General features: G+C 74.1%; 12 protein-coding genes and 1 pseudogene. 5 read left to right on the forward strand and 8 right to left on the reverse strand.

All coding sequences use genetic code 11. From position 1 onward, the window contains the following. Positions 1-59 precede the first annotated feature (59 nt). The gene (locus E1211_RS33690; protein WP_256371310.1) at positions 60-194 is read left to right on the forward strand and encodes a hypothetical protein; all 135 of its coding nucleotides are present in this window, start codon (positions 60-62) and stop codon (positions 192-194) included. On the opposite strand, the gene E1211_RS05255 is transcribed toward E1211_RS33690, so the two are convergent. Continuing rightward, complete coding sequence (locus E1211_RS05255; protein ID WP_132345954.1) at positions 175-606, reverse strand: ester cyclase; 432 nt, start codon at positions 604-606, stop codon at positions 175-177. The genes E1211_RS33690 and E1211_RS05255 overlap by 20 nt on opposite strands. A 113-nt stretch (positions 607-719) precedes the next feature. Between E1211_RS05255 and E1211_RS05260 the strand changes: the two genes are divergently transcribed. Next, entirely contained in the window at positions 720-1784 is a 1065-nt protein-coding gene (locus tag E1211_RS05260; protein WP_371686126.1) for a glutathione S-transferase family protein, read from the forward strand. A gap of 46 nt (positions 1785-1830) precedes the next feature. Here E1211_RS05260 and nuoH read toward each other — a convergent pair whose 3' ends face one another. Together nuoH and E1211_RS05270 are read right to left on the reverse strand one after the other, a co-directional pair. Next, positions 1831-2793: an NADH-quinone oxidoreductase subunit NuoH gene (nuoH, locus tag E1211_RS05265; RefSeq protein ID WP_132345956.1), complete on the reverse strand. Its 963-nt coding sequence runs from the start codon at positions 2791-2793 to the stop codon at positions 1831-1833. Positions 2794-3047: 254 nt separating this feature from the next. Then, positions 3048-3644, reverse strand: a pseudogene (locus E1211_RS05270) (NADH-quinone oxidoreductase subunit C); the annotation flags it as partial. A 250-nt stretch (positions 3645-3894) separates the two neighbouring features. On the opposite strand from E1211_RS05270, the gene E1211_RS05275 reads away from it, so the two are divergent. Then, positions 3895-4941 (forward strand): glucose 1-dehydrogenase, encoded by a 1047-nt coding sequence (locus tag E1211_RS05275; protein ID WP_207915246.1) that lies wholly within the window; start codon positions 3895-3897, stop codon positions 4939-4941. 31 nt (positions 4942-4972) lie between these two features. Here E1211_RS05275 and E1211_RS05280 read toward each other — a convergent pair whose 3' ends face one another. The 5 genes from E1211_RS05280 to E1211_RS05300 all read right to left on the reverse strand — a co-directional run bounded on the left by E1211_RS05280 (position 4973) and on the right by E1211_RS05300 (position 10344). After that, positions 4973-6289, reverse strand: coding sequence for a DUF2252 domain-containing protein (locus tag E1211_RS05280; protein ID WP_132345962.1), 1317 nt, complete (start codon positions 6287-6289; stop codon positions 4973-4975). A gap of 97 nt (positions 6290-6386) precedes the next feature. Then, positions 6387-6968, reverse strand: coding sequence for an NADH-quinone oxidoreductase subunit B (locus tag E1211_RS05285; RefSeq protein WP_132345964.1), 582 nt, complete (start codon positions 6966-6968; stop codon positions 6387-6389). Between the two features lie 97 nt (positions 6969-7065). Further along, a complete protein-coding gene (locus E1211_RS05290) occupies positions 7066-8550 on the reverse strand; it encodes an aminotransferase class V-fold PLP-dependent enzyme (protein WP_132345966.1) in 1485 nt (494 codons plus the stop codon). A 25-nt stretch (positions 8551-8575) separates the two neighbouring features. After that, positions 8576-9961 carry an MFS transporter gene (locus E1211_RS05295; RefSeq protein WP_132345968.1) on the reverse strand — a complete coding sequence of 462 codons (1386 nt, stop codon included), beginning with the start codon at positions 9959-9961 and terminating at the stop codon, positions 8576-8578. A gap of 32 nt (positions 9962-9993) precedes the next feature. Then, positions 9994-10344 (reverse strand): MGMT family protein, encoded by a 351-nt coding sequence (locus E1211_RS05300; RefSeq protein WP_132345970.1) that lies wholly within the window; start codon positions 10342-10344, stop codon positions 9994-9996. A gap of 62 nt (positions 10345-10406) precedes the next feature. On the opposite strand from E1211_RS05300, the gene proB reads away from it, so the two are divergent. Together proB and E1211_RS05310 are read left to right on the forward strand one after the other, a co-directional pair. Then, positions 10407-11516 carry a glutamate 5-kinase gene (gene proB / locus E1211_RS05305; RefSeq protein ID WP_207915248.1) on the forward strand — a complete coding sequence of 370 codons (1110 nt, stop codon included), beginning with the start codon at positions 10407-10409 and terminating at the stop codon, positions 11514-11516. A gap of 191 nt (positions 11517-11707) precedes the next feature. Continuing rightward, the gene (locus E1211_RS05310) at positions 11708-12952 is read left to right on the forward strand and encodes a glutamate-5-semialdehyde dehydrogenase (RefSeq protein ID WP_132345974.1); all 1245 of its coding nucleotides are present in this window, start codon (positions 11708-11710) and stop codon (positions 12950-12952) included. The last annotated feature ends 1 nt before the right edge of the window (position 12953 follow it).

Genomic DNA, 12953 nt, shown 5'->3' on the forward strand with positions numbered 1-12953 from the left:
GCGCTCTACGCCGAGGCGGACATCCCTACTTCTGGCGGGTCGAGACCGAGGCGGGCATCGTGGTGCACGCGCACAAGCTCGACCCGTCGAAGCGGATCTACGTCGAGACGGCCCGGATGCCCGACGGCATCCTGCTGCCGGAGCCGTGGGAGATCGACATCCCGCTGGCCCGGATCACGCCGCGGGGCCGCTGACGCCGCCGGGCGGCGGGATCATCTCGACGCCGAGCTGCTGGAGCACCTGGAACAGCTCGTTGACGCTCCACACGTCGACGATCCGCCCGCTCGCGTCGAAGCGCAGGAACGACGCGCCGGAGTAGCTGACCACCCGCCCCGTCGGCGGCACCGGGCCGAACGGCCCGACCTGGGTGCCGGCCGCCCGCCAGCGCACCGCCGCCCGGTCCCCGGTGGCGACCAGGTCGACGATCTTGTAGCGAAGGTCGGGGAAGGCCGCCCGCCGGTCCCGGTGCCAGGCCAGGGTCGCCTCCGGGCCGGTGCCGCCCAGCCCGGGGCACTCCGGCGCGATCAGCTCGTACGCCGACTCCTCGCGACCGGCGTTCCACACGTCGCTGACGAGTCGCCGCGCCGCCGCCTCCGTGTCGATCACAGGGGCAGCGTAGCCCCGAGCCCGCGCGGCGCCCGCCGCCGCTCGCGGCGGTCGGCCAGCCGGTGACGGGTCGAGCCGCCAGAATGGGACGAGGCGACAGGAGCGGAGGCGGCGTGGGTACCAGCAGCGAGGCCGACAGGACCGAGACCGACGACGAGGTGCTGCAACGCACCGGCGGAAAGTACGTGGAGCCGGGTGGCGAGTTCACCCGCGACCAGCGCTACATAGCGACCCGGATCACCGCCGACGGGCGGGACGGCTACCCGGTGGAACCCGGCCGGTACCGGCTCGCGGTCAGCCGGGCCTGCCCGTGGGCGAACCGGCTGATCATCGTCCGCCGGCTGCTCGGCCTGGAGGACGTCCTGTCGATGGCGGTGGCCGGCCCGACGCACGACAAGCGGAGCTGGACGTTCGACCTCGACCCGGGCGGGCGGGACCCGGTGCTCGGGATCGAGCGGCTCGCCGAGGCGTACTTCAAGCGGTTCCCCGGCTACGACCGGGGCATCACGGTGCCGGCGATCGTGGACGTGCCGACCGGGCGGGTGGTGACCAACGACTACGCGCAGATGAGCCTCGACCTCTCGACCGAGTGGACGGCGTACCACCGCGAGGGTGCGCCGGACCTCTACCCGCAGCGGCTGCGCGACGAGATCGACGAGGTCAACGACGCGGTGTTCCGCGACGTCAACAACGGCGTCTACCGGTGCGGGTTCGCCGGCAGCCAGGAGGCGTACGAGGCGGCGTACCACCGGCTCTTCGACCGGCTGGACTGGCTGAGCGAGCGGCTGGCCGGCCAGCGCTACCTGGTCGGCGACACCCTCACCGAGGCCGACGTGCGGCTCTTCACCACACTGGTCCGTTTCGACCCGGTCTACCACGGCCACTTCAAGTGCAACCGGCAGAAGCTCGCGGAGATGCCGGTGCTGTGGGCGTACGCCCGGGACCTGTTCCAGACCCCCGGCTTCGGCGACACGATCGACTTCGACCACATCAAGCGGCACTACTACGAGGTGCACCGGGACATCAACCCGACAGGCATCGTGCCGCTCGGGCCCGACCTGGCCAACTGGCTCACGCCGCACGGTCGGGAGGAGCTCGGCGGCCGTCCGTTCGGCGACGGCACCCCGCCCCCGCCGCCGGCGGAGCGGGTCGACCCCGCGCACACCCCGCTGCGCTGACCGGGATCGCCGGTGCGGGCCCCCTCCGGCCGGAGGGGGCCCGCCGTCACAGGGCGACGCGGACGGCGACGGTGAGGACGAGCTGCGCCAGGGACGCCGGAACGAGGACCAGCCAGCAGAGGCGCTGGAGCTGGTCCTCCCGCAGCCGTGGGTACGACACCCGGAGCCAGATGATCACGAAGGCGACGGCGAAGATCTTGAGCAGCGTCCAGAGCCAGCCGAGCTGGTCGTCGGCGAACGGCCCGTGCCAGCCGCCGAGGAAGAGCACTGTGGTGAGCGCCGCGATCACGACGATGCCGACGTACTCGGCGAGCAGGAAGAACGCGAAACGCAGCCCGGTGTACTCGGTCATGTAGCCGAAGACCAGCTCGGAGTCCGCGACCGGCATGTCGAACGGCGGGCGGCGGATCTCGGCGAGCCCGGCCACGAAGAAGACGATCATCGCGGGCGCCTGCCAGAGCAGCCACCAGGGCCGCCACGCCTCCACGATGCCCGAGAGGCTGAGCGTGCCGGCCGCCATCGCCACCGACGCGGCGGACAGCACCAACGGCAGCTCGTAACCGAGCAGCTGCGCGGCACCCCGCACCCCGCCGAGCAGGCTGTACTTGTTGGCCGAGGCCCAGGCCGACATCAGCACCGCCAGCACCCCGACCCCCACCACCGCGAGGACGAAGAAGAGCCCGACGTCCAGCGGCTGCCCGACCAGGTCGTTCGGGCCGAGCGGGATCACCAGGAGCACGAGCAGGTACGGCAGCAGCGCGACCACCGGAGCCAGCCGGAAGACCGAACGGTCCGCCTCGCGCGGGGTGACGTCCTCTTTCTGCACGAACTTGAGCCCGTCGGCGACGAGCTGCGCCCAGCCGTGGAACGCGCCCGCGTACATCGGCCCGAGCCGGCCCTGCATGTGCGCCATCACCTTGTGCTCGGCCTGCCCGACCAGCAGCGGCAGGACGAGGAAGGCGACGAGCACCGCGGCGACCCGGATCAGCAGCTCCACCCAGACCGGCATCAGGAGCCGGCCCCGTCGTCGTCGGCCCGGTCGGCCGCGCCGGGTGGCGGCACCGGACGCGCCGGTCCCGGACCACCAGCCGTCGGGCTCGACCCCTCGGCGTCGGTCGCCGGCCCCGAAGCACCGGACGCCGCCGGGTCGCCGCCGCTCCGGGCCGGTCGGGCGGTACGCGCGGGCCGGGCTCCCGGCGCCGGTCGCGCGGGCCGGTCACCGGCCGGGCGGGCCGGAGTCCCGCCACGCGCCCGCTCCCCCACGCCACCGGCCCCGGCCGGGGTGGGCGTGGTGCCCCACTCCCCCGGCGCGGGCACGCCCGGCGGGCGGATCGGCCGCCGGCCGCCGCCGGCCTCGGACTCGCCCGGCTCCTTCGCGCCCGGCCAGGGCTTGGCCACCCGGGAGGCCAGCACGAACTCCTTGCGCAGCGGGTGCCCCTCGAACTCCGGCGGCAGCAGCAGCGGGCGCAGGTCGGCGTGGCCGGCGAAGTCGACGCCGAACATCTCGTGCGTCTCCCGCTCGTGCCAGTCGGCCCCGGGGTAGAGGTCGACCACCGAGGCGACCGTTGACGCCTCGCGCGGCACCCGGGTACGCAGCAGCAGGCCGTGCCGCTGCCGGGTCGACCAGAGGTGGGCGACCACGTCGAACCCGTCGGCGAGTTCGTCCACCGCCGAGAGCCAGTCGAAGAAGTCGCAGTCCAGCTCCGCGTCGTCGCGGGCCGCCCGGACGGCGTCGCGCCAGCTCGTCGCCGGCACGTCCACCGCGGCGCGGGCGTGCCGGCCGCCACCGGAGACCGACGGGGTGGTCTCGGCCGGCGCGAGCAACTCGGCCACCCGGCTGCCGACCTCTTCCGGAGTCATGCGCTGATCCTAGGGCCTGGTTCCCGGGGCCCGCCCGAGCGAGCCGGGCCCCGGGCGGCGGTCCGGCACGGCCGGGCACGGTCATGGAAGGGCCCTACGGCCGCCGCCCGCCGCCTGTTCGAGCCCGCCCGGGGCGGTCCCCGAGGCTCGCGTCGGTCACCGGCGGACTCGTCCGCCGCGACGTGTCACTCGGGGAATCTTCTGCCGCTTTGCACAGCGGGAGTCCGGCGGAGGGGTGAGGATGAGAGTCGTGCGCGCCGTGACTGTCATCCCCGGGACCGCCGACTCCCTGGAGCTGGTCGAGGACTACCCGGAACCGGCCTCCGAGGAGGGGGCGATCCTTGTCGAGTCCCTGGCCGTCGGCGTCTGCGGTACCGACCACGAGATCATCGCCGGGGAGTACGGCGAGGCGCCCCCGGGCGAACGGCGCCTGGTGCTCGGGCACGAGTCGCTGGGCCGGGTCCTCGAGGACCCGACCGGCACCCTCCAGCCGGGCGACCTGGTGGCCGGGATCGTCCGGCACCCGGATCCGGTGCCCTGCCCGAACTGCGCGGTCGGCGAGTGGGACATGTGCCGCAACGGCCGCTACACGGAGCACGGCATCAAGGCGCTGCCCGGGTTCGCCCGGGAACGCTGGCGGATCCAGCCCCCGTACGCCGTCCCGCTGGACCGGGCGCTCGGTCAGGTCGGCATGCTGCTCGAACCGACCAGCATCGTCGCGAAGGCGTGGGACCACATCGAACGTATCGGGCAGCGGGCGGTGTGGCAGCCGCGGGTCGTGCTGGTCACCGGGGCCGGCCCGATCGGCCTGCTCGCCGCTCTGCTCGCCGCCCAGCGCGGGTTCGCCGTGCACGTGCTCGACCTCGCCACCAGCGGCCCGAAGCCGGAGCTGGTCAACGCGCTGGGCGCGACCTACCACTCGGTCCGCGTCGACGAGCTGGACTTCGAGCCGGACGTCGTGCTGGAGTGCACCGGGGCGCCCCAGGTGGTGCTCGACGTGATGTGCAAGGCGGCGCCGAACGGCATCGTCTGCCTGGCCGGGGTCTCCAGCGGCGGCCGGACTATCGACTTCGACGCGGGGGCCCTCAACCGCGAGCTCGTGCTGGAGAACAACGTGGTCTTCGGCTCGGTGAACGCCAACCGGCGGCACTGGGAACTGGCCGCCGACGCGCTCCGCCGGGCCGACCCGCTCTGGCTCAGCTCGCTGATCAGCCGACGGGTGGCCGTGTCGGGGTACGCCGACGCATACACGAGCGGGCCGGAGGACATCAAGGTGGTGCTGGAGTTCGCGGTCTGAGTCCGCGCCCGGCCCGTTCCCGGCCGCCGACTCAGATGCCGGGCAGCCGGCCGTTGCGGAAGACGTCCACGAAGAGCTGGTGGTCCTCCCGGGCGCGCAGCCCGTACCCGTGGGCGAACTCCACCAGGTGGCGTACGAAGCCCGGCTCGTCCCGCTCGACCGCCGCGACGATCGCCTCCTCCGTGGAGTAGTCGACCAGGTCGTGGCTGGACTCGTCGTCGGCCACCGAGTGCATCCGGGCCACCGCCCGGCCCAGGTCGGCCAGCACCCCGGCCAGTTCCTCGGGCTCGTTGACGTCCGCCCAGTCCAGGTCGGCGGCGTACGGCGAGACCTCGGCGACGAGTTGGCCGACCCCGCCCAGCTCGGTGAAGCCCAGCCACGGGTCGGCGTGCGCCTGCAACGCCCGCTGCGACTCGGCCGTCCGGTGCCCCTGGTGCTGGAAGTAGGCACGGATCGACTCGTCGGCGATGTGCCGGGCCACCGCGGGCACCTGGGCCTGCTTCATGTAGATGACCACGTCGTTCTCCAGCGCCTGCGTGTGCCCCTCCAGCAGGAGGTTGTACGACGGCAGCCCGGCCGAGCCGATGCCCACGCCCTTGCGCAGCACCACGTCCTTGATCCGGGTCTCGACCGGACGCAGCCGGGACGAGGAGACCGGCAGCGTGCCGAGGTACGCCGTGAAGGCCTCGGTCACCAGTCGGCGCGTCTCGTCGTCGACCTCGTACACGCCGTCGCCGAGGGAGAACCGCCGCTCGTAGTTGTCGACGGTGGTCTGCGCGGCGAGCAGGTCGACGCGGGTGGAGAGCCGGGCCTGCTGGAGCACCCGGCGCAGCACCCCGTCGGCGTTGTCGAGCGTGATCGAGCCGATGGCGTCGTCGCCGCCCGCGGCGATCGCACGCAGCTCGGTGAGGTACGAGTGGGCGAAGCCGGTGACCAGCTCGGTGATCACCCGGTCGGAGAGCGCCTTGGCGTAGCCGAGCAGCGCCACGCTGGCCGCGAAGCGCTTCAGGTCCCAGGTGAAGGGCCCCACGTACGCCTCGTCGAAGTCGTTGACGTTGAACACCAGCTGCCCGGAGGCGTTCATGTAGGTGCCGAAGTTCTCGGCGTGCAGGTCACCGTGGATCCACACCCGGCTGGTGCGCTCGTCGAGGAACCGGTCGTCGGCGAAGTCGCCGCGCTGGTCGGCGTAGAAGAGCGCGGCGCTGCCCCGGTAGAAGGCGAACGGAGAGGCGGCCATCTTGCGGAACTTGCGGCGGAAGGCGGCGGGGTCGAGCGCCATCGAAGCCCCGAACTCCGCGATCAACACGTCGACGATGTGGGCGGCGCGACGCTGCCCTGAGCTGCTCATGTGCGCAGGTTAGTCCCCGCCCGCCAGGACCGGCTCGGCCGAGCGGGCAGCACCGGGACCGCCCCGGACCGGCGGCGGTGCCCGGCGGTGTCCGCCGTCAGCCGGCGGCGGGTGGGCGTACCGGCGGGGCGGTGAGCGACGCGACCGAGCGCGCAACGGCGCCGTCGCTCGGCGGGGCGTCGACGGGAGCGGCGAGCAGGTCGGGACGGGACACTCCGCCGGGGCCGGACTGCTCGGCGGCGATCTTCTCCTGGAGGCGCAGGATGGCATGCAGCAGCGCCTCCGGCCGGGGCGGGCAGCCGGGCACGTAGACGTCGACCGGGATGAGCTGGTCGACGCCCTTGGTCACCGAGTACGAGTCCCAGTACGGGCCGCCGCAGTTGGAGCAGGCGCCGAACGAGATGACGTACTTCGGCTCGGGCATCTGGTCGTAGAGCCGCTTGATCGCGGGCGCCATCTTGTCGGTCACCGTGCCGGAGACCACCATGAGGTCTGCCTGGCGGGGGCCGTGCGCGAACGGGATCACCCCGAGCCGCATGAAGTCGTGCCGGCTCATGCTCGTCGCGATGAACTCGATAGCGCAGCAGGCCAGGCCGAAGTTGAAGACCCAGAGCGAGTAGCGGCGGCCCCAGTTCAGCACGAACCGGATCGGCTCTCCGAGCACTGCCGGTAGCTGCACGAACGCCCCCTTCCCGAACCTCCGGCCCAGTCAACCACAGCAGCCGGCCGCACCGAGAGGGCGGACGGCACCCCGCCGGGCGGCGGGATGCGGGCGGTCACCAGCTGGGTCGCTGGAGCAGACCCACGAACTCCACCAGCAGCCGCTCGCGCAGCGCGGGCGCGGCGGCGTCGAGCAGGGTGTTCACCGCCGCCATCCGGTCCGGAGGGGCGCCGGTCGGGCCGCCCAGACCCAGGCCGGCGGCGAGCCCGCCGACCAGGTCCGGGGTGAGGGCGTCCGGGGTGAGCGTCCCGGCGAGCGCGCGCAGTTCCGCAGGCAGCACCACCGGGCCGGCCGCCCGGGCGGCCTTCGCCGCTTCGGCCAGCGCCGGACCGAACTCACCCACCCGGGGCGCCATCGCGGCGGTCACCGTGAGGTGCACGCTGGCCGGCAGGCCGGCGTACGACAGCTGCGGCTGGGTGTGCCAGCCCCGGGCGGTCAGCTCGTCGACCAGCACGAACAGGTCGAGCTCCGGGTCGGTGGCGGTGAAACAGACGACCGTCGACTCCGGCTCCGCCATCAGTCGCAGCCCGGGCAGGCCGCGAACGGCCTCGGCGAGCCCGGCGACGGCCTCCCGGGTCGCCGCCGCCAGCCGCAGGTAGCCGTCGTCGCCCAGGTGCCGCAGGGTGGCGTACGCGGCGGCGATCGGGCCGCCGGAGCGGGTCGAGGCGACCGTCGGGTTGATCATCGTGTAGCCGGGCCAGTCGGCGTACGCGAAGTACTGCGGGGCGCGCAGCGCCGGATCACGGTGCAGCAGCACCGAGACGCCCTTCGGGGCGTACGCGTACTTGTGCAGGTCGACCGAGATCGAGGTGACCCCGGGCACCGCGAAGTCGAACGGCGGCACGGGCGCGCCGAGCCGACGCAGGTACGGCAGGGTCCAGCCGCCGAAGCAGGCGTCCACGTGGCAGCGCACCCCCGCCGCCGCGGCGGCAGCGGCGATCTCGGCGACCGGGTCGATCACCCCGTGCGCGTACGACGGGGCGGAGCAGGCCACGAGCACCGTGTCCGGCCCGATGGCGGCGGCGGTCGCGGCCGGGTCGGGGCGCAGCGTGGCCGGGTCGACCGGCACCACGTCGAGCGCCACCCGCAGGTAGTGGGCCGCCTTGGCGAAGGCCGCGTGCCCGCTCGCCGGCACCACCAGCCGGGGCGCGGCGATCTCCGGACGCGCGTCCCGGGCCGCCTTGACGGCCAGGATCAGCGACTCGGTGCCGCCGCTGGTGACGCTGCCGACCACGTCCGGCGCGATGCTGCCGGGTCCACCGCCGAGCAGCCCGGCCGCCGCGCCGACCAGTGCGTTCTCCATGGCGAGCAGGGACGGGAACGCGGTCGGGTCCAGCCCGTTGACGTGCGCGCTCGCCGCGTGCGCCGCGGCGGCCAGCTCGTCCAGGCCGGGGACGGCCGGGTCGTAGACGTACGCGAAGAGCTGCCCTCCGTGCGTCGGTCGGTCCCCGGCCCGCAGTGCCCGGATCTCGTCGAGCACCCGCTCGGCGGGCAACCCCCGCTCCGGCAGCGCGCTGCCGCCGGTCCGCTCCTCGTTCATGGCTCGTCGACCCTCTCCGTGTGGCTCAGCGGCTTTCGTTCCCCACCACGGCCGGCCGGTCGGCGCCGGCGGCCACGGCGGGCAGGTCGTAGCGGCGCAGAAGGACGAGTGGCGCAGCCACCAGAAGGGCGGGGAGCACGGTGAAGCCGAGCAGGATGCCGAGGCGGGCGGTGCCGGTCTGCGCCGCGGCCGTACCGGTGTCGGAGGAGACGTAGCCCGCCAACTGGAGCACCAGCCCGTAGATGCCCGGGCCGAGCGCCAGCCCGAAAGTCTCGCCCGCCGTCCAGACCCCGGTGAGGACACCGGCCTGCCGCCGGCCGGTGCGCGCCTCGTCCCAGCTGATGCAGTCGGGCAGCATGGCGAGCGCGAAGACCTGCTGGCCCGCGTACCCGGCGCCGACGAGCGCGACCACCGGGTAGACCGGGGCCGCCGGCAGCAACGGGGCGGCCACCAGGGCCGACACCCCCACCGCGAGCAGCAGTGACGCCGCGACGAGGGCCCGGAGCTTGCCGACCCGGGCGCCGATCCGGGCCCAGAGCGGCATCACCAGCAGCGCCGGCCCGACGAAGCAGGCGAAGAGCAGGGTCGCCCCGGTCCGCGGGTCCCGCAGGATCTGGTCGGCGAAGTAGTTGACCCCGGCCAGAATGGTCGCCACGCCCGCGGACTGCACCACGAAGCAGAGCAGCAGCACCCGGAACGGGCGGTTCCGGGCGGCGACCGCCAGCTGGGCGCGGAGCGTGGGTTCGCTCTCGCGTACCCGCCCGGTCGGCGCGGCGCCGGTGCCGGCGAACGCCCCGATCGCGCCCAGCGCGATCAGCGCCGCGACGAAGAGGCCCATCCACCGGTGCCCGGCGAGCCCTTCGCCGCCCGCCGCCACCACGATCGGGGCGACCGCTCCGGAGACCAGGATGGCGAGGGCCAGCACGGCGATCCGCCAGGTCATCAGCCGGGTGCGTTCGGCGTAGTCCTCGGTCAGCTCGGCCGGCATCGCCACGTAGGGCACCTGGAAGAAGGCGAACGCGGTGGCCGTGGCGAGGAAGACGACCGCGACGTACACCGCCGCCGGGCTCCCCGCCCCGAACGGCGCGGCGAAGATGGCGGCGAAGAGCAGGGCGAGCGCCAGCCCGCCGAAGAGCAGGTAGGGGCGGCGCGGGCCCCAGCGCGACCCGGTGCGGTCGGAGATGCGGCCGGCCACGGGGTTGACCAGCACGTCCCACGCCTTCGGCACGAGCACCAGCAGCGCGGCCACCCCGGCGGCCACCCCCAGCGTGTCGGTGAGGTAGGGCAGCAACAGCAGGCCGGGCACGGTGCCGAAGGCGCCGGTGGCGAGCGAGCCGAGCGCGTAGCCGAGGTGCACCCGACGCGGCAGGCCGCCCGGGACGGGGACCGGGCCGGCCGGCGGGGCGTCCATGGCGCCGAATGCTACTCACGTTATGGCGCCGGTCACATCCCCTCTTCCGGCGGCCACGCGCCCTCACCCGTACCGGCCGGAGCCGGTGACCAGGCGGCCGCCGCCAGGTCCACGCCGGACGCACGCAGCGGCGTCCCCTCGGCGCGCAACCGGGCTCGGGCCTCCCGCTCGTGCCCCGGCGGCAACCGCCCGGCCGAGTTGACCACGCGATGCCAGGGCACCGCCCCGCCGTGCCGGGCCATGATGTTGCCCACCAGCCGGGCCGAGTTGCGACCCGAGCGCTCGGCGAGCGCGTCGGCGACCGCCCCGTACGACATCACCCGGCCCGGCGGGATGCGCTCGACCAGCTCCAGCACCGCCTCGACGTACTCGTCAGGTGTCACAGCCGGCCACACTATGGGAACGCGACGCAGCGGCGCCGCCGTGACCACGCAGAATGGTCGGTGTGCGTGAAGCGGTAACGGCAGCCCGACGGGTCGTCGTCAAGATCGGGTCTTCCTCGCTGACCACCGCGACCGGCGGTCTGGCCGGCGAGCGGGTCGACACGCTGGTCGACACCCTCGCGGCGCTCGCGGCTGGCGGCCGGGAAGTGGTGCTCGTCTCCTCCGGCGCGATCGCGGCCGGCCTGGCCCCGCTGGGGCTGTCCCGCCGCCCGCGCGACCTGGCCAGCCAGCAGGCCGCGGCCAGCGTCGGGCAGGGCCAACTGATCGGCCGGTACGCGGCCAGCTTCGCCCGGCACCAGCGGACCGTGGGGCAGGTGCTGCTCACCGTCGACGACGTGACCCGGCGGGCGCACTACCGCAACGCGTACCGGACCCTGCGCAAGCTGCTCGACCTGCGAGCGGTGCCGATCGTCAACGAGAACGACACGGTGGCCACCGAGGAGATCCGGTTCGGCGACAACGACCGGTTGGCCGCCCTGGTCGCCGCGCTCGTCCAGGCCGACCTGCTCGTGCTCCTCTCCGACGTCGACGCGCTCTGGACGGGCGACCCCCGCCGACCCGACTCCACCCGGATCGCCGAGGTGCGCGGCGAGGAGGACCTGGCGGGTGTCATGATCGGCGGCGCCGGCCGCGCCGGGGTCGGTACCGGTGGCATGGCGACGAAGGTCGAGGCGGCCCGGATCGCCACCGGGTTCGGCATCCCGGTCGTGCTCACCGCCGCACCGCTGGCCGCCCCGGCGCTGGCGGGCGAGGAGGTCGGCACCTTCTTCCACCCGCAGCGTCAGCGCCCGGCCGCGCGGCTGTTCTGGCTCGCGCACGCGACCTCGCCCCGGGGCCGGCTGCACCTGGACGAGGGGGCGGTCGCCGCGGTGGTCGGGCGGCGCAAGTCGCTGCTGCCGGCCGGCATCACGGCGGTCGACGGCGCGTTCACCGCCGGAGACCCGGTGGACCTGGTGGACTCCCAGGGGGCACCGGTGGCCCGGGGACTGGTCAACTACGACGCGGTGGAGCTGCCCGGGCTGCTCGGTCGCTCCACTCCGGAGCTCGCCGCAGCGCTCGGCCCGGCGTACGAACGTGAGGTCGTCCACCGCGACGACCTGGTACTGCTGTGAACGGCTCGGTGGACCGCAGGGAGGTGCCGGCATGAGCGAGCGGCAGCGAGCGAATCATCAACGCAGCGCGGTAGAGCCTCATGACGGCGCCGACCGCAGGGAGGTGCCGGCATGAGCGAGCGGCAGCGAGCGAATCATCAACGCAGCGCGGTAGAGCCTCATGACGGCGCCGACCGCAGGGAGGTGCCGGCATGAGTGTGACCGAACAGGCGCGGCGGGCGCGGGTGGCGGCGGAGGCGCTGGCCGTGGCGACGCGGACGACAAAGGACGTCGCCCTGCACGCGATGGCCGACGCGCTGGTGGCGCGTACCCCCGAGATCCTGACCGCGAACGCGGCGGACCTGGCGGCGGGGCGGGAGGCCGGGCTGAGCGCGGCCGTGCTGGACCGGCTCGCCCTCGACGCGGACCGGGTGGCCGGCATCGCCGACGCGCTGCGGCAGATGGCCGCGCTGCCCGATCCGGTCGGTGAGGTGGTACGTGGCTCGACCCTGCCCAACGGGCTGCAGCTGCGGCAGATCCGGGTGCCGTTCGGGGTGGTCGGGATCATCTACGAGGCCCGCCCGAACGTGACAGTCGACGCCGCCGGGATCTGCCTGAAGTCCGGCAACGCGGCGCTGCTGCGCGGCTCCTCCTCCGCCGCCGGCTCCAACGCGGCGCTGGTCGCGGTGCTGCGCGACGCGGTCGCCGGGGCGGGACTGCCGGCCGACGCCGTCCAGTTGCTCGACGCCGCCTCCCGCGACTCGGTCAAGGAACTGATGCGTGCCCGTGGGCTGGTCGACGTGTTGATCCCGCGCGGCGGCGCGTCGCTGATCCGCACCGTGGTCGAGGAATCGACGGTTCCGGTGATCGAGACCGGGGTCGGCAACTGCCACGTGTACGTCGATGCCGCCGCCGACGTGTCGAAGGCCGTGGCGATCACGCTGAACGCGAAGACCCAGCGGCTCTCCACCTGCAACACCGCCGAGTCGCTGCTCGTGCACGCGGCGGTCGCGGACGCCTTCCTGCCGCCCATGCTGGCCGCGTTCGCCGAGGCCGGGGTGACGGTGCACGGCGACGAGCGGGTGGCCGCGCACTCCGCCGCCGTGCTGCCGGTGACCGAGGAGGACTTCGCCACCGAGTACCTCTCCGCGGACATCTCGGTCGCCGTGGTGGACTCCCTCGACACGGCCGTCGGGCACATCCGGCGCTACGGCACCGGGCACACCGAGGCGATCGTCACCGACTCGACCACGGCGGCCCGCGAGTTCGTGGCCCGGGTGGACGCGGCGGCGGTGATGGTGAACGCCTCCACCCGTTTCACCGACGGGGGCGAGTTCGGTTTCGGCGCCGAGATCGGGATCTCCACGCAGAAGCTGCACGCTCGCGGCCCGATGGGCCTGCCGGAACTCACCAGCACCAAGTACGTGGTGACCGGCGACGGCCACCTGCGCGGCTGAC

It is taken from the genome of Micromonospora sp. 15K316 (genome assembly GCF_004348525.1).
GTDB lineage: Bacteria > Actinomycetota > Actinomycetes > Mycobacteriales > Micromonosporaceae > Micromonospora.

Coding starts and splice junctions, on each gene's coding strand:
- nuoH (WP_132345956.1), bottom strand. CDS start 2,793: ATGCCGGTCTGGGTGGAGCTGCTGATCCGGGTCGCCGCGGTGCTCGTC.
- E1211_RS05280 (WP_132345962.1), bottom strand. CDS start 6,289: ATGAGCAGCTCAGGGCAGCGTCGCGCCGCCCACATCGTCGACGTGTTG.
- E1211_RS05290 (WP_132345966.1), bottom strand. CDS start 8,550: ATGAACGAGGAGCGGACCGGCGGCAGCGCGCTGCCGGAGCGGGGGTTG.
- E1211_RS05295 (WP_132345968.1), bottom strand. CDS start 9,961: ATGGACGCCCCGCCGGCCGGCCCGGTCCCCGTCCCGGGCGGCCTGCCG.
- E1211_RS05310 (WP_132345974.1), top strand. CDS start 11,708: ATGAGTGTGACCGAACAGGCGCGGCGGGCGCGGGTGGCGGCGGAGGCG.